Raw genomic sequence first — 14,880 nt, 5'->3', positions numbered from 1 at the left:
GTTGATGCAAGAAATCCTGCAGCCGGAAGGCTGGGCCAAGCCGATCGGCTACTCCAACGGCATCGCTGCCAGCGGACGGCTGGTGTTCATCGGCGGACAGGTCGGCTGGAACGGCCAGCAGCAATGGGAAACGGATGATTTCGCCGGGCAGGTCCGGCAGACGCTCGAGAACATCGTCGCGGTGCTGGCCGAGGCCGGCGGCGGACCCGAGCACATCACCACGATGACTTGGTACTTCACTTCTAAGCAGGAATATCTCGCCAACCTCAAGGGCGTCGGACAAGCCTATCGCTCAGTGATCGGCAAGCATTTCCCGGCTATGGCGGCTGTCGAAGTGACGGCGCTGGTCGAGGATCGCGCCAAGGTCGAGATACAGGCGATGGCGGTGATCCCCGAGGGCTAGCCGACCACAGCTTCCGCCTCGATTTCCACTTCGTAGTCGCCGATCAAATTGCCGGCCTCGATCATCGTATTGGCAGGCAACACCTCGCCGAACACACGGCCGTGCGCGCGCGAAACCGGCTCCCACTGCCCTGCGTCCCTGAGGTAGATACGCGTGCGCACGACGTCCTGCGTCGAGCCACCGAGGGCCGAGATCGAGGCAGCGATCTTGTCGAGGATGTATGTCGCCTGCGCGCCGGGGTCACCCGGCGCGATACAGCGGTCGCCGCCATGCGTCGCCGTCGTGCCCGACACGCGGATGCTATCGCCAACGCGCACTGCCCGGCTGTAGCCAGCGATTGGCTCCCACACGCTGCCCGAGGACACGCGACTGCGGCCCGGCTTGCCCGGCACAGGCTCGGCCTTGAAGACCGATGGAATCGCGTCGAGATGGTGGCTGAGATCGCCCGACGCGGTGAGATATGGAGGCTTGCGGTATTCGTCGCCGCAATCGCCGGGAACCGGCTTTGTTTTCGCGAATGCCTCGTCCAGCCGCGACCGATCCTCTACGTCGAGCGCGAAGCCGAAGACATTCAGATTGTCGTCGCGATGTTCGTTTTCACCGAGACGCGCGCCGATGATGGTCGCTGCCACCGCCTCATGTTCCAGCACCCAGCGCGACGCGACGTTGGACGGCGAGGCGCCGTGCTTGCGGCCGATTTCGGATGCGGCGGTGAGAATGCCCTGGAACGGCTCCCAGCCCCCGGCGACATCGATAAAGCGCTTGTATTTGGAACGGCTCCAGTCTGGGATTTCTGTCGGCTCCGGCTTGCCCAGCCACTTCTCCGAAAGGAACCCGCCGCAGAGCGTGCCATACGCCAGCAGCTTCACGCCCTTTTCGCGGCACAGCGCGGATAAGTCGCCCGCGGCCCGACGATCGACCAGCGAGAAGGAGACCTGGTTGGTGGCAAGAGGAACGCCATCGGACAGCGCGACCCGTAGGTGCGCGGCATCAAAATTGGTGACGCCGATCGCGCCGATGAGCCCCTCCTCTTTCAGCCGCGCCATCTCGTGCAACGCGTCCAGCCATGCCGGATGCTCGAAGGTCCACCAGTGGAACTGCAGCAGGTCAACCTTGTTCACGCCCAGCCTGTCGAGACGCTCCTGCACGCCGCGCCGCACGACATCGGCCGTCATTGGACCGGGTTCGGGGCACCATTTCGTGAAGGCGCGCGGGCGTTTTTCGCCGGTTGGATAGCGCGACAGCAGCCTGCCCGTGATGATCTCGGCGCTGCCGTAGTGGTCGGCCATGTCGAACGTATCGAAGCCCGCCTTGGCATAGGCTTCCAGCGCGTCCGCGCCGCGGTCGGGATCGATGGTCTGCCCTGATTTCTCGATGTCGGCGACCTGCCACAGGCCGCAGACGAGGCGGCTGATCGGCAGGACGTCGGCAAGCATGGTGCGATCAGGAACTTTTGGCATCTGAAGTCTGTCCATTTTCGGGATTTGCACCGCGTGCACCGATATGCCGCGAGACAATGCGACGCTCGCCAAGGATGCCGCGCGGCCGCAGAAGCAGGATGAGGCAGAGCGCGACGCCAATCATGACGATCTGCAGCGACGCCGCCCTCGCCTGCTGGCCCGGTGGGAACAGCCCGGAGACGGCGGCCGCCGACATCGCCCAGATGCCCCACACCAGTACGGCACCGAGGATGGCTCCCCTGTTGTTGCCGGAGCCGCCGACGATCAGCATCGCCCACACCTGGAAGGTCAGCATCGGCACATAGTTGTCGGGCGCGATGAAGCCGATGAAATGCGCCTGCACCGCGCCGGCAAGCCCCATGATGCCGCCGCCGATGGCGAAAGCCTGCAGGCGGAATTTCGTCGCATTCTTGCCGAGCGCCAGCGCTGCGTGCTCGTCTTCGCGGATAGCACGCAGCACCCTGCCCCACGGGCTTCGCGCCAGCCGCTCGAGCACGAGATAGAGGACGAGAACGATGGCCACCAACACGGCCAGATTGGCCAGCCCGAACATCAGCGGATTGCCGGCCTGGTCGGCGAAGGGGCGCGGAATGAAACCGATGCCGAACGGGCCGCCGGTGATCCATTCGAGATTGAGCACGGCAAGCTGCACGACGACCGCTACGCCGAAGGTCGCGATGGCGAGATAGTCGGCGCGTAGCCGTATCGTCAGTGCGCCGATCAGGAAGGAGACGAGGCCCGTCGCAAGCGCTCCACCAACCCAGCCGACGACGATCGGGAGCCCGAAGCCTCCCAAGCGAGCCGGGTCATCTGGCGTCGTCAGCAGAGCGGAGACATAAGCGCCAACAGCGACAAACCCGGCAATGCCGACATTGAACAGGCCGGTCTGCCCCCACTGGACGTTCAGCCCGAGGCAGATGATGGCGTAGGTGAACGCCATGGTCAGGAAGAACGCGCCGTAGCTCAGGAGGTCGGCACTCATTGCGCCCTCCCGAACAGGCCTTGCGGCCGGAACAAAAGCACCAGCACGAGGATGACAAAGGCGACCGCCGCGCGCCACTCCGCGCCGATGAACTGGACCGCCAGCGCTTCCGATAGGCCGACGATCAGCCCGGCGATCATCGCTCCCGGCACCGAGCCTATGCCGCCGAGGATCGCGGCGGCGAAGAGAGGCAGCAAAAGGTCGAGACCCATCTGCGGACGTATCTGCACGAGCAGGCCCGCGCTGATGCCGGCCACGCAGGCAAGCGCAGCTCCCAGCAGCCAGACGACGCGGATGACGCGGCGCACGTCGATGCCGGCGACACCTGCCAGTTGCGGATTCTCCGACACCGCGCGCATGGCGCGGCCGATCGGCGTGCGCGACAGCAGCAGGTGGACGGCAACGACCAGCAGCGCCGCTACACCGAGCGACAGCAACTGGTCAGGCGTGGCGCGGATGCCCCCGCCGAGCGGCAAGGCGATCTGCAACGCCTTCGAGAAATAGAGCGGCTGCGCGGTGAAGATGAATTCGAGCAGGCTGCGCAGCGTCAGCGCCGCGCCGAAGCTCGCCATGACCATGATGATGATCGCACTCTTCTGCGAACGCAGGCGGCCGAACAGCAGCGCATCGACCAACAGCGCAAGGCCGCCGTTCAGCATGACGGCGACGATGGTTGCGATGACAAGCGCCCATCCGAAAGAGAACGGCCCGATCGGCGTCGTCAGCGCGCCCGAAAGCATGCCGAGTGCTGCGGCGACGGCGAAGGCGATGTAGGCGCCCCACGCGATCAGCTCGCCGTGGGCGAAGTTGGCGAAACGCAGGATCGAATAGGTCAGCGTGATGCCGACGGCACCGAGCCCGATCATCGAACCGGCGATCAGCCCATCCATCAGCGCCTGCGGGTTCATGGCGCGACCTGCTTGTGATGGCGCGCGCCGAGATAGAGTTCGGCCACCAGCGGGTCGTCCATAAGCCCGGCGGCCGTACCCTCATGCGCGATCCTGCCCTCGACCAGGATGATCGCCCTATCGGCGATGGCGAGCGCCGCCTTCACGTTCTGCTCGACCAGCACAATGGTCACGCCGCGCGCATTAATCTCTTTCAGCCGCGCGAAGACTTCCGAGACGATTTTGGGCGACAGCCCGGCCGACGGTTCATCGAGGATCAGCACCGACGGCTCCACGATCAGCGCACGCGCCACCGCCAGCATCTGCCGCTGCCCGCCAGACAGCGCACCGGCGCGTCGCGAGGGACGTTCGGCGAGGTCGGGGAACATGGCGTAGAGCGCAGCGACGCGCTCTCCGCGCTTCTCCTGCGGCAGGATGTCCGCCGCCAACAGCAGATTGTCGTGGATGGACAGGGTCGCGAAGATGTTCTCGGTCTGCGGCACGAAGGCCAGCCCATGCTTGATCTTCTCATGCGCGGGCACCGCCGTGATGTCGAGGTCGCCGAGCTTCATCGAGCCCGAGTGCACGGGCACATGACCCGCGATCGCCTTGACGAAGGTCGACTTGCCGGCACCGTTGGGGCCGAGCACCACGACGAACTCTCCCGCGCGCACCGCTAGATCGACGCCGCGCACGATCGGCAGATCACGCTCATAGCCGGCGACGAGCGCAGAGGTGGAGAGGACGGCAGGCGCTCCCGCCATCACGCCACCCCGCCGAGATAGGCGTCGACCACTGCGGGATCGCGCGCGATGTCGTCGGGCTTGCCCTCCGTGAGGTAGCGGCCACCAGCCATCACCACGACGCGGGAGCAGAGCCGCGCCACCATTTCCATGTTGTGTTCGATCAGCAGGATCGATGTACCGCGCGCGTTGAGCTCCAGCACGCGGTCGATGATGAACTCAAGCAGCGTCGGATTGACGCCGGCGGCAGGCTCGTCGAGCAGGATCGTGGCGGGATCTGCCATCAGAATGCGCGCCAGTTCCAGCAGCTTGCGCTGGCCGCCGGAAAGTACACGCGCGGGCTCGCTCTCCAGCCTCGACAGCGTGACGATGTCGAGCAGCGCCCGCGCCTTGTCCACCGCCGCGCGTTCCTCCGCCGCCACCCGGCTCGGGCGGACGATGTTCAGCCAGGCACGCTCGCCGGACTGGCGCTGGCCGCCCGTCAGGACGTTCTCCAGAACGGTCATCTCGGCGAAGGGACGCGGGATCTGGAACGTACGACCGACGCCATTGGCGATGCGCGTCTCCGGCCCCGCCGTGGTCATATCACGCCCGTCGATCAGGATCGTGCCGGCACTGGGCTTCAGGCTGCCGGCGAGAAGATTGAACAGCGTTGTCTTGCCCGCGCCGTTCGGGCCAATCAGCCCGAGAAGCTCGCCGCGCGCAAGGGCAATCGACATGCCATCGACCGCATGTAGCCCGCCGAAAACCTTCGCGACGTCACGCGCTTCCAGCGGCGATGTCTCGGGGTTGTGGGCGATGTCGGAAGCTGCCTGCATGCGACCCGATTTATTGATAGGTGATGTTTGATCAAACTTTACAGCCGGCAAATTTGCAACTACAAAATTCAGCAGCAGCAGGAATTGGCGTTCGTATGTTGGTATCGAAGTCAAAGTGCGCGGCATGTGCGGGAGGAACCATACGGTGACCTCGCGGCGCGGCGCACTTTCCCCTGTCGGCCGCGAAACGCTGCATGACCGCGTCTATGCCGAAATCCGAAATTCGCTGATCCACGGAATGCTCGACGCTGGCGCAGCACTGCGCATCGTCGACCTTGCCGAGACGTTGCAGACAAGCACCATGCCGGTGCGCGAGGCGCTCGGGCGGCTGGTCTCCGAACAGGCGCTGGAGGCGCTGCCCAACCGCACCGTTCGCGTGCCGGTCATCACCCGCGACAAGCTCGACGACCTCGCCCGCGCGCGCTGCCTGATCGAAGGCGAACTCGTCGCGCAGGCGCTGCGCCGGCTGACGCCAGAGGATTTCGCCGCGTTGCGCACCCTCACCGAGCAGTGCGACGCAGCCTTTGCCGCCGACGACCCGGACAAGCCGCACCATACGTCCGAACTCAACCACGCGTTCCACTTCTACATCTACCGCGCGGCCGGCTCGGCTGTGCTCATTCCCGTCGTGGAAAGCCTGTGGCTGCAGTCCGGCCCCTACGTGCGCGCCGCCGCGCAGATCCATGACGAGTTACGTGACATGTCCGGCACGCACCATCACTGGGAGCTGATCGAGGCGCTGGAGCGGGGCGAAAAGGCTGCGTCCGTCAAGGCGCTGAAGGACGACATCACCCGGTCGTTCAATCTGGTGCGCGCTCGTCTGATGCAAAGTGACGCAAGCGAGGAGGCGCGCGCCTATGGCTGAGACGCGGGACGACACGTTCCAGCTCTTCGACCTGAAGGTCGAGGTCGTCGCCGACGAAGGCGCGAAGATCTATTGCGGTGCCAAGGTGGGCGACCATTTCGAGCTGCGTGGCGAGATGGTGCATCTGCCGCCCGGCCAGGGCATTTCCATCTACTCGCTGGCCTCGGTGCTGCCGCTGCTAGCCGCCAAGCAGCGCCCTACCCATCGCAACGACTGGATGACGACCGACGCCGAGATCGCCTGCCCGGACCCGCATTGCGGCTCGAGGCTCAGGATCACCCGGCTCGGCCTGCGTACATTCAGCCACGCCCAAACGACAGCGGTGCCGCTCGATGACTGACATGCAACGCATCAGGCTCGCGCCCGATTACGAGATTTCACGCGTCATCCGCGGCGGCTGGCAGCTTGCGTCGGGCCATGGCTCAGTGAAGAGTGACGATCCCGTTGCCGACATGGTCGCCTTCGCCGACGCCGGCATCACCACCTTCGACTGCGCCGACATCTACACCGGCGTCGAGGAGACGATCGGACGCTTCCGCGAGCATTATGGCAAGGCGCGCGGGGCCGATGCGCTGACCCGTATCAGGGTGCATACGAAATTCGTACCCGACCTCGACATCCTGCCACGTATCAGGAAAGCCGACGTCGAACGCATCATCGACCAGTCGCTGCGTCGGCTGAAACTCGACCGGCTCGACCTCGTGCAGTTTCACTGGTGGGACTATGACGCGCCGCTATGGCTGGAGACGGCCGTATGGCTCAACGAACTCAGGCTGGCTGGCAAGATCAACAAGGTCAGCGCCACGAACTTTGATACCGATCATATGCTAGCTATGATAGAGGCCGGCGTGCCTCTCACCTCCATGCAGGTGCAATATTCCCTGCTCGACTCCCGCCCGGCCAAGCGCATGGTTGAGGCCGCGACGGCACACGGCGTCGCGCTGTTCTGCTATGGCACGGTGGCGGGTGGCTTTCTCGGCGACCGCTGGCTCGGCCAAGAGGAGCCGGACGATTTCGAGAACCGCTCGCTGATCAAGTACAAGCTCATCATCGACGATCTCGGCGGCTGGGATTTCTTCCAGTCGCTCCTGAAGACCCTGCGTGCCGTCGCCGACCGCCATGGCGTCGACATCGCCACTATCGCCAGCGCCGCCATGCTGCCAAGGCAGGCGGTCGCGGCGGTCATCGTCGGGGCGCGCAACCGCGACCACCTGCCCTCCAACCTCGCCATTTCGTCGGTGGCGCTGACAGCGCAGGACCTCGCCGATATCGACGCCGTTCTGTCGCAAGCCAAAGAACTCGACGACGACGTCTACACGCTGGAGCGCGACCGCCACGGCCGGCACGGCTCGATCATGAAATACAACCTCAACAAGGGAGCCGCGTGAACCGGTCTCCGAACCTTCGCCTGACAGAGAAACCGAAGCCGCTCCGGGAGAGCGTCGAACCAAAAAGGGGAATGAGATGAAAAAGCTTCTGCTCGCTTCAACGCTGCTGGCCACAGCCACCTTCGCGCTGCCCGCCGCCGCAGCGGATTGCGACGTCACCGTCGGCGTCGTCATGGAACTGACCGGCCCCGCCGGCGCCTACGGGCAGGCAGGCGCCAAGTCCGTCGAGATGGCGTTTCGCGACTTCAACGAGGCCTCCGGCGCGGACGGCTGCAAGCTGACGACGGACACGCGCGACAGCCAGAGCCAGGGCACCGTCGCCGTCGACCAGGCTACCCAACTCGTCAACATCAAGAAGGTGCCGGTCATCATCGGCGGCATCATTTCCTCGGTGTCGATCCCGATCCTGACCTCCGTCACCGCGCCTGCCGGCGTCGTGCAGGTGTCGCCCGCCTCCTCCTCCCCGACGCTGACCGCGCTTGCCCGCGACGGCAAGACCAACGGCGTCTTCTTCCGTACGATCACGTCCGACGCGCTGCAGGGCACGGCGGCGGCGAAATACGCCATCGACCAGGGACTCAAGAAGCTCGCCATCATCCACGTCAACAACGACTTCGGCGTCAACATGGTGCGCGAATTCTCCGCCGCCTTCGAGAAGCTCGGCGGCACGATCACGTCGACCACGCCCTACAACGAAAAGCAGCCCAGCTATTCGTCGGAAGCAAGTGCGGCCATGGCCGGCGAGCCCGAGGGTCTCTATCTCGTCAGCTACCCGGTTGACGGCGCAACCATCGCCCGCGCCTGGATTTCCGGCGGCGGGCCGGCGAAATTCCTGCTCAATGACGGCATGAACTCGCAGGAATTCATCGACGCCGTCGGCGCGCAGTACCTGAACGAGGCCTATGGCACCTCGTCGGGCACCGCCAAGACGGCTTCCACCGATTACTTCTACAAGGACTACGAGGCCTTCTCCGGCGGCATCAAGCCGGACGCGCCGGCTGCAGACCGCTCCTATGATGCCGGCGCCATCGTAGCGCTCGCCATCGCCAAGGCCGGCAGCGACGACCCCGCCAAGATCAAGGCTGCGATACCCGAGGTGGTCTCGCATAACGGCGAGAAGATCTTCGCCGGCAAGGACGGGTTCGCCAAGGCGCTTGCTCTGATCAAGGAAGGCAAGCCGATCAAGTACGAAGGCGTCATCGGCCCGGTCAACTTCGATGAGTATGGCGACATCACCGGCCCGTTCCGTCTCTGGAAAATCACGGACGGCGCGGTGACCACGGTCGGCGAGATGAGTGCCGACGACGTGGTGTCGCTGAAGGCCGAACTGGCGAAGTAGGCGACGCCAGCTCACAAAACAAGCCGGCCGTCCGAAAGGGCGGCCGGTTTTCCTTGCTCACAGGTGCGCGACGACGCGCTTCACTGTAGTCTCGCTTTGTTGCGAGGAGGAAAACGCATGTTGAGGACTGCCTTGTTCGTCGCTCTGGTGATGCTGGGCGCGCCCGCGCTGGCGCAGGATGCGCCGTCCGGCATCAAGCGCACGCCGCTTCAGGCGATCGACTTTCCGGAAGGCTACAGAACTGTCACCGGCCTGGCGGAAGTCGCGCCGGGGCATTCTTCCGGCCTGCATACGCATCCTGGCATCGAGACCGGCTACGTGCTGCAGGGCGAAGTCGTCATGTCGGTGGAGGGCCAGCCCGACCGCACGCTGAAACCGGGCGACTCCTTCGTCATACCGCCCGGCGCTGCGCATGACGTGAAGAGCGTCGGCTCCGTGCCGGCGAAGGCGCTCAGCGTCTTTGTCGTCGATGCGTCGAAACCGCTGGCCAGCCCGGCAAAATAGAAACGGCCGCGCCAGCTAAGGCGCGGCCGTTGTTGACTGATCGACTTTATTCGCCGTAGCCGATGATGCCCTTGATCTCCAGGAAATCGTGGATCGCCCAGTCGGCGTATTCGCGGCCGTTGCCCGACTGCTTGTAGCCGCCGAACGGCGCGTAGAGGTCCCAGTCGGGATAGTTGATCGAGACCTGACCGGCGCGGATGCGGGACGCGATCGCTCGGGCGTGGTCGATGTTCTCGGACTGGACATAGCCGGCAAGCCCGTAGAGCGTGTCATTGGCGATATCCACCGCCTCGTCCTCGGTCTCGTAGGAGATGACGGACAACACAGGCCCGAAGATTTCTTCTTTCTCGATGCGCATGCCGGGCTTCACGTGGCCGAACACGGTCGGGCGGATGTAGTAGCCGCGGTTCAGGTGCTCGGGACGACCGGGGCCGCCAGCCACGAGCGTCGCGCCTTCCTTGATGCCGGCTTCGATAAGGCCCTGGATCTTGTTGAACTGGATTTCGCTCACGACCGGGCCGAGCTGGGTTTCCTCGGAACGAGGGTCGCCGGTGTTGTGTGCCTCGGCCGCCTTCTTGGCTATCTCCAGCGCCTCGTCATGACGGGCGGCTGGCACCAGCATGCGGGTCGGCGCATCGCAGGACTGGCCGGTGTTGCCGAAGCAGGCGTTCACGCCCTTGCGGACGGCCTTCTCGAAATCGGCGTCGGGCAGGATGATGTTGGCCGACTTGCCGCCAAGTTCCTGCGACACGCGCTTGACTGTCTTCGCCGCCGTCTCGGCGACTATGGTGCCCGCGCGCGTCGAGCCGGTGAAGGACACCATGTCGACGTCCGGGTGGCCGGCCATGACCTGGCCGACATCAGGGCCGGTTCCGTTGACCATGTTGTAGACGCCCTTGGGCGTGCCTGCGGCATGCATCACTTCCGAGAAGATGATGCCGGAAATCGGCGCGATTTCCGACGGCTTCAGCACCACCGTGCAGCCAGCAGCAATGGCGGGCGCGACCTTGCAGACGATCTGGTTGAGCGGCCAGTTCCAAGGCGTGATCAGCGCGCAGACGCCGATCGGCTCCTTGACCACCATGGTGGTGCCGCGACGCTCGGTGAGTTCATAGTTCTCGAACGCCTTGATGGTGGCTTCCATGTGCCCCTGACCGGCATAGGCCTGCGCCTCGCGCGCCCAGGTGATGGGAGCGCCCATCTCGTAGCTGATGGCCTGCGCGATGTCTTCGTAGCGCTCGTTGTAGACCTCGAGGATGCGCCGCAGGAGCGTCAGGCGCTCGGCCTTTGTGGTCACGGAAAATGACGGGAACGCCGCCTTGGCGGCGGCGACGGCGAGATTGACATCGGCGGCCGAGCCAACGGAAATCTGCGTATAGGCTTCTTCGGTCGACGGATCGATCACGTCGAGGACAGCCGGCTTGACCGGGTCGACCCATTTGCCGTCGATGTAGAACTTCAGATGATTGCTCATGGATATCCTCTTCGATCTTTCCGGCAGCGACATAGCACAGGACGGCAGCCTTTGCGCAATAGCTGCGCGTCGTCGCGTGTCGCCGTTGCGGCAGTTACCCTCAGGTCAGCTCGGGATCAGGCCGGCCGGTAGACGCGCTCGGCCGTATTCCAGAAGATGTCGGCCTCGGCCTTCGCCCCGTGCTTCGAGACCGCCTTGCGATGGGCCGCGATCAGCTCGGCATGCGTGGTCCAGAGTTTTTCGATCGGGAAATTGGAGCCGAACATCAGATGGTCGCTGCCGAGGATGTCGATTGCGTTATCGACCACAGCGCCGATCACGTCCGGGTCGTTGCGATGAACGAAGGTGCCAAGGCCGGAAAGCTTGGCATAGAGATTGGGCGCCTGCGCCAGCGTCCGCAAACCAGCTTTCCACTCCTCGACAACCGGTTCCGCCAGATCGGTCAGCATCCCGGTGTGGGTCAGGACAAAGTTCGTTTCGCGGTTCTCGCCGACGAGCTCCAGTCCGTCCTTCATCTGCGCCGGGAAGAGCTGCAGGTCGAAGGAAAGGCCGTAATCCTTAAGCCGCGCGACGTTTTTCTTCACTGCGGGGTCGATCACCTGGTCCGCCGATCGGGCGAAACGGAAGGCCGGCGTCTCGTGCCAGTGGAGTTGCATCCGCACGCCGCGCAGCAGCGGATATTTCACCAGCCGATCAATCTGCGGACGCACATCGTCCACGGTCATGTCCGCATAACCGACGATCGCATGCGGCCAGCCGCTCGCCTTAGCCGTGTCGCTCAGTAAGGCGACCTCATTCTCGAAATCCTCCTTGGCCCAGTTGGTCTGCACATAGACCGCCTTCTCGACACCGGAGCCCTGCTGGTCGGCGAGGAATTCCTCGATCGGATAGTCGCGCCGGATCGCCTCGTAGGGCCCGAAGATGCGCGGCACCATCGGGCCGGCGAGCCAGGGCTGGTCCTTCTGGCGCCAGATATGGAAGTGGGAATCGATCGCCTTCTGCATCAGGCCCTCCTTTTCCAGACCGCTTCCGCCGACGGGGCAGGCCGCGCCAGCGTCAGCATGAATTGGCTCAGGCGCGGCAGCGACGAGCCATCCACCAGATCGTCGAGATGCGGCAGGATCGCCTTTAGCGCCGCGGTCCTCGGCGCAAAGCGCGGATCGCCCGCGAGTGGCGTGGCGAGGGAAAGGCGAAAGGCGCGTGCGCCAAGCCGGCGGATCGCGGTTTCCAGCTCGGCATGGTCGCCACGCTCCAACCCATCCGACAGCATTACGATTGCTGCTCCCCGCGCGAAGGCTGCGAAACGCGGCACCGACAGGAAAGCCGAGAGCGTCGGCCCGATGCGCGTGCCGCCGTCCCAATCCTCGACAAGTGCTGCGACGCGCTCCAGCGACCCTGCGCAATCACGAACGCGCAGGTCCCGCGTGATGCGGGTCAGCCGCGTTCCCAGCGTGAAGACCTCAACGCGATCGGCCGCCTGCACAGCGGCATGGGCGAGCTTGAGATAATCGTCCGTATGCAGCTTCATCGACCCGGAGATATCAATCAGAATCAGAAGCTTGCGGGATATGGTTGGCCGGCGTCGGAACGGCGGGGCAGGCACGTCGCCATCCGCGCGGACGATCGCGCGCAGCGCGCGCCTTAGGTCGAGCGAGCCGCGCGAGCGTGTCCGCACCGGCCGGAACGAGCGGCGCTGCGGCAACGCCGACGGCAGCTCTCTTCGGAACGCCACTAGTGGGCTCTCCTCATTCAAGAAGGTCCGTCGGCCAAGCTGTTCCAGCGGGGAGGCGGATTCGCCGCTGTGTTCCTGCTGGAGTTCCAGTTGCTCCCCTTCCCGCTCGACGCCGTTGTCGTCCTTGATTTCGGTATCCTCGTCACTTTCGGCATCGACCGTGACCGTCGCTTCCCCATAAAAGAAGCTGCGGAAGAGCGCGTCGAACTCCGCGATGCGGTCGTGCGGAGGACCGAGCGTTGCCAGCGCAGCCTGCCGGATATCCTCCATTGAGCGCGGCCCGAGCAGGGTGACACTCTGCATGAAAGCGATCGCCTGCTCGCCGGCCACCGCGAAGCCGAACCGCCGCAGATGCCGCGCAAAATCCGCGAAGGGACGTGCGCCACGGGGAAGCGAGGTCACGCCATCGCCCTTTCGAGGATGCGACTCAGCTCGGGGTCGAGGAAGGAGATGTCCTCCTCGTCCTTGATCAACACGCCGAGCGCACGGCGAAACGCTTCCGGCCATGGGCTGCCGCCCTTTTCGAGCACGGTCGCCGCATTCGCCCACTCGACCGCCTCGGCGATGCCGGGTGGCTTTGCCAGCGGCTTCTGGCGGATTTCGCCGACTGCCTTCGCGACCGCGCGCGCGGTGGCCTCTGCCACGTCGCCGGCGCGCAGCATGATAATCGCAGCCTCACACTCGGCATCGGGATAGGAAATCCAGTGGTAGACGCAGCGGCGGCGCAACGCCTCGGCAAGTTCGCGCGTGCGGTTGGAGGTGAGCAAGACCAGCGGCTGGCCGGATGCGGCGAGCGTGCCGCGCTCGGGAATCGTGATCTGGAAATCGGACAGGAATTCGAGAAGCAACGCTTCGAACTCATGATCAGAACGGTCGATCTCGTCCACCAACAGGACCCGACTTTCCGGTTGCTGCAGGACCTGAAGCAGCGGACGCGCGATCAGGAAGCGGTCGTCGTAGATGTCGACCTCGCGTTCGCCCGCCTGACGGATAGCGAGCAACTGGCGCTGGTAGTTCCATTCATAGAGTGCGTGGGCCGCGTCGATGCCTTCGTAACACTGCAGGCGGACGAGATCGCGCGAGAGAAGTTTTGCAATCGCCTTCGCGGCTTCCGTCTTGCCGACACCGGGGGCGCCTTCCAGCAGCAGCGGCTTGCCGAGGCGGATGGCCAGGAAGATTGCCGTCGCCAGTCCCTCGTCGGCGAGGTAGTTCATCGCGGCGAGGCCGGAGGCAAGCGACTCCGGGGAAGCGGCAACTTCGGAGGCAGGACGGGTCACGCCTAGGCCGCCCGCTGTTCCTTGAGTGCGCGCAGGATGCGTTCGGGTGTGATCGGCATCATGTCGATGCGAACGCCGACGGCATCGAAGATCGCGTTAGCGAGCGCCGGAATCTGCGGATTGGCGCACATCTCCCCCGGCCCCTTTGCGCCGTATGGTCCATCCTCGGCCGGACGCTCAAGCACGATGATCTCGGTCGGCGCGATGTCGCCCGGCCCCGGCATCAGATATTCGTTGAAGTCGGTGCCGGCGTGATCGCGCGCCGGATAGTAGGGCTCGGTCGTCTCGTACAGCGCATGAGAAATACCCATCCACGAACCGCCGACGAGTTGCTGCTCGACCATCTTCGGATTAAGCGCGCGGCCGATCTCGAAGACGTTCTTCATGGAGATAACCGTCACCTCGCCGGTCTCGTCATCGACATCCACTTCGGCAACCGTACAGGCATGCGCATAGCAGGTGGACGGCTTCATGGCTCCCGTCTCCACCTCGGGGTAGGAGCGCGGGACGAGGAACATGCCGCGACCCGAGATCGAGCGGCCCAGCTTGAAATGCGCCATCAGCGCGGTGTCGAAGATCGAGATCGATTTCTGTGGCGCGCCCTTGACGTGGATGTTGCCTTCACCGTCGGTATCGAGGTCACCGGCATCGACTTCAAGTGCCTCGGCAGCGACCTCCAGCATCACCTGCCGGGCTTCCCGGGCCGCCTGGATGACGGCGTTGCCGATGCGGTGGGTGCCGCGCGAGGCAAACGTGCCCATGCAGTGCGGGCCGGTATCGGTGTCGGCGGTGTCGATGATGACCTGCTCGGTCTTCACGCCGATCGTCTCGGCGCAAATCTGCGCCATCACCTGCTTGAGGCCCTGCCCCAGATCGACCGACGAAAGCGTGACCATGAAATTGCCTGTTGGCGTCGAGTGGACCAGCGCCTGGCTGGGATCGCCACCGAGGTTCATGCCTGTCGGGTAGTTGACCGCCGCAACGCCGCGGCCACGCCGGATCGTCATG

Annotated in this window: 16 protein-coding genes; 6 read left to right on the top strand and 10 right to left on the bottom strand. The window is 64.8% G+C overall.

The genetic code is table 11. The features are described 5' to 3' along the window. Positions 1-4 precede the first annotated feature (4 nt). Positions 5-403 carry a RidA family protein gene (locus ABMA32_RS06525; protein ID WP_349013349.1) on the top strand — a complete coding sequence of 133 codons (399 nt, stop codon included), beginning with the start codon at positions 5-7 and terminating at the stop codon, positions 401-403. On the opposite strand, the gene ABMA32_RS06520 is transcribed toward ABMA32_RS06525, so the two are convergent. The 5 genes from ABMA32_RS06520 to ABMA32_RS06500 are packed head-to-tail and all read right to left on the bottom strand — an operon-like array spanning position 400 to position 5,293. Continuing rightward, complete coding sequence (locus ABMA32_RS06520; protein WP_349012895.1) at positions 400-1,863, bottom strand: aldo/keto reductase; 1,464 nt, start codon at positions 1,861-1,863, stop codon at positions 400-402. The genes ABMA32_RS06525 and ABMA32_RS06520 overlap by 4 nt on opposite strands. Continuing rightward, positions 1,847-2,845 (bottom strand): branched-chain amino acid ABC transporter permease, encoded by a 999-nt coding sequence (locus ABMA32_RS06515; protein WP_349012894.1) that lies wholly within the window; start codon positions 2,843-2,845, stop codon positions 1,847-1,849. The genes ABMA32_RS06520 and ABMA32_RS06515 overlap by 17 nt, the downstream gene beginning before the upstream one ends. Further along, complete coding sequence (locus ABMA32_RS06510) at positions 2,842-3,753, bottom strand: branched-chain amino acid ABC transporter permease (protein ID WP_349012893.1); 912 nt, start codon at positions 3,751-3,753, stop codon at positions 2,842-2,844. Before ABMA32_RS06510 ends, ABMA32_RS06515 begins: the two co-directional genes overlap by 4 nt. After that, entirely contained in the window at positions 3,750-4,496 is a 747-nt protein-coding gene (locus ABMA32_RS06505; RefSeq protein ID WP_349012892.1) for an ABC transporter ATP-binding protein, read from the bottom strand. The genes ABMA32_RS06510 and ABMA32_RS06505 overlap by 4 nt, the downstream gene beginning before the upstream one ends. Next, complete coding sequence (locus ABMA32_RS06500) at positions 4,496-5,293, bottom strand: ABC transporter ATP-binding protein (protein ID WP_349012891.1); 798 nt, start codon at positions 5,291-5,293, stop codon at positions 4,496-4,498. The genes ABMA32_RS06505 and ABMA32_RS06500 overlap by 1 nt, the downstream gene beginning before the upstream one ends. Before the next feature lie 145 nt (positions 5,294-5,438). Here ABMA32_RS06500 and ABMA32_RS06495 point away from each other — a divergent pair, with 145 nt between their 5' ends. The 5 genes from ABMA32_RS06495 to ABMA32_RS06475 all read left to right on the top strand — a co-directional run bounded on the left by ABMA32_RS06495 (position 5,439) and on the right by ABMA32_RS06475 (position 9,389). Further along, a complete protein-coding gene (locus ABMA32_RS06495; RefSeq protein WP_349012890.1) occupies positions 5,439-6,158 on the top strand; it encodes a GntR family transcriptional regulator in 720 nt (239 codons plus the stop codon). Next, on the top strand, positions 6,151-6,498 hold the full coding sequence (locus tag ABMA32_RS06490) for a TIGR04076 family protein (RefSeq protein WP_349012889.1): 348 nt from the start codon (positions 6,151-6,153) through the stop codon (positions 6,496-6,498). Before ABMA32_RS06495 ends, ABMA32_RS06490 begins: the two co-directional genes overlap by 8 nt. A 1-nt stretch (position 6,499) precedes the next feature. Beyond that, positions 6,500-7,546, top strand: coding sequence for an aldo/keto reductase (locus ABMA32_RS06485; RefSeq protein WP_349013348.1), 1,047 nt, complete (start codon positions 6,500-6,502; stop codon positions 7,544-7,546). Between the two features lie 76 nt (positions 7,547-7,622). Continuing rightward, a complete protein-coding gene (locus tag ABMA32_RS06480) occupies positions 7,623-8,885 on the top strand; it encodes an ABC transporter substrate-binding protein (RefSeq protein WP_349012888.1) in 1,263 nt (420 codons plus the stop codon). A 117-nt stretch (positions 8,886-9,002) separates the two neighbouring features. Further along, positions 9,003-9,389, top strand: coding sequence for a cupin domain-containing protein (locus ABMA32_RS06475; protein WP_425475479.1), 387 nt, complete (start codon positions 9,003-9,005; stop codon positions 9,387-9,389). A gap of 46 nt (positions 9,390-9,435) precedes the next feature. Here the strand turns inward: ABMA32_RS06475 and ABMA32_RS06470 are convergent, their stop codons facing one another. From ABMA32_RS06470 to ABMA32_RS06450, 5 genes are all read right to left on the bottom strand, one after another. Continuing rightward, positions 9,436-10,863, bottom strand: coding sequence for an aldehyde dehydrogenase family protein (locus ABMA32_RS06470; protein WP_349012887.1), 1,428 nt, complete (start codon positions 10,861-10,863; stop codon positions 9,436-9,438). 116 nt (positions 10,864-10,979) lie between these two features. Next, positions 10,980-11,867, bottom strand: coding sequence for an amidohydrolase family protein (locus ABMA32_RS06465; protein WP_349012886.1), 888 nt, complete (start codon positions 11,865-11,867; stop codon positions 10,980-10,982). Beyond that, positions 11,867-12,997, bottom strand: a complete 1,131-nt coding sequence (locus ABMA32_RS06460; RefSeq protein ID WP_349012885.1) for a vWA domain-containing protein — start codon at positions 12,995-12,997, stop codon at positions 11,867-11,869. Before ABMA32_RS06460 ends, ABMA32_RS06465 begins: the two co-directional genes overlap by 1 nt. After that, on the bottom strand, positions 12,994-13,872 hold the full coding sequence (locus ABMA32_RS06455) for an AAA family ATPase (RefSeq protein WP_349012884.1): 879 nt from the start codon (positions 13,870-13,872) through the stop codon (positions 12,994-12,996). The genes ABMA32_RS06460 and ABMA32_RS06455 overlap by 4 nt, the downstream gene beginning before the upstream one ends. Before the next feature lie 2 nt (positions 13,873-13,874). Then, positions 13,875-14,879, bottom strand: a complete 1,005-nt coding sequence (locus ABMA32_RS06450) for a xanthine dehydrogenase family protein molybdopterin-binding subunit (RefSeq protein WP_349012883.1) — start codon at positions 14,877-14,879, stop codon at positions 13,875-13,877. Between the last annotated feature and the right edge of the window lies 1 nt (position 14,880).

Source organism: Mesorhizobium quangtriensis, from assembly GCF_040081925.1.
Classification (GTDB): domain Bacteria; phylum Pseudomonadota; class Alphaproteobacteria; order Rhizobiales; family Rhizobiaceae; genus Mesorhizobium_K; species Mesorhizobium_K quangtriensis.
This window is presented reverse-complemented; position numbering and strand designations above follow the sequence as displayed.

Coding starts and splice junctions, on each gene's coding strand:
- ABMA32_RS06525 (WP_349013349.1), top strand. CDS start 5: ATGCAAGAAATCCTGCAGCCGGAAGGCTGGGCCAAGCCGATCGGCTAC.
- ABMA32_RS06520 (WP_349012895.1), bottom strand. CDS start 1,863: ATGCCAAAAGTTCCTGATCGCACCATGCTTGCCGACGTCCTGCCGATC.
- ABMA32_RS06515 (WP_349012894.1), bottom strand. CDS start 2,845: ATGAGTGCCGACCTCCTGAGCTACGGCGCGTTCTTCCTGACCATGGCG.
- ABMA32_RS06510 (WP_349012893.1), bottom strand. CDS start 3,753: ATGAACCCGCAGGCGCTGATGGATGGGCTGATCGCCGGTTCGATGATC.
- ABMA32_RS06505 (WP_349012892.1), bottom strand. CDS start 4,496: ATGGCGGGAGCGCCTGCCGTCCTCTCCACCTCTGCGCTCGTCGCCGGC.
- ABMA32_RS06500 (WP_349012891.1), bottom strand. CDS start 5,293: ATGCAGGCAGCTTCCGACATCGCCCACAACCCCGAGACATCGCCGCTG.
- ABMA32_RS06490 (WP_349012889.1), top strand. CDS start 6,151: ATGGCTGAGACGCGGGACGACACGTTCCAGCTCTTCGACCTGAAGGTC.
- ABMA32_RS06485 (WP_349013348.1), top strand. CDS start 6,500: ATGCAACGCATCAGGCTCGCGCCCGATTACGAGATTTCACGCGTCATC.
- ABMA32_RS06480 (WP_349012888.1), top strand. CDS start 7,623: ATGAAAAAGCTTCTGCTCGCTTCAACGCTGCTGGCCACAGCCACCTTC.
- ABMA32_RS06475 (WP_425475479.1), top strand. CDS start 9,003: ATGTTGAGGACTGCCTTGTTCGTCGCTCTGGTGATGCTGGGCGCGCCC.
- ABMA32_RS06470 (WP_349012887.1), bottom strand. CDS start 10,863: ATGAGCAATCATCTGAAGTTCTACATCGACGGCAAATGGGTCGACCCG.
- ABMA32_RS06465 (WP_349012886.1), bottom strand. CDS start 11,867: ATGCAGAAGGCGATCGATTCCCACTTCCATATCTGGCGCCAGAAGGAC.
- ABMA32_RS06450 (WP_349012883.1), bottom strand. CDS start 14,879: ATGACGATCCGGCGTGGCCGCGGCGTTGCGGCGGTCAACTACCCGACA.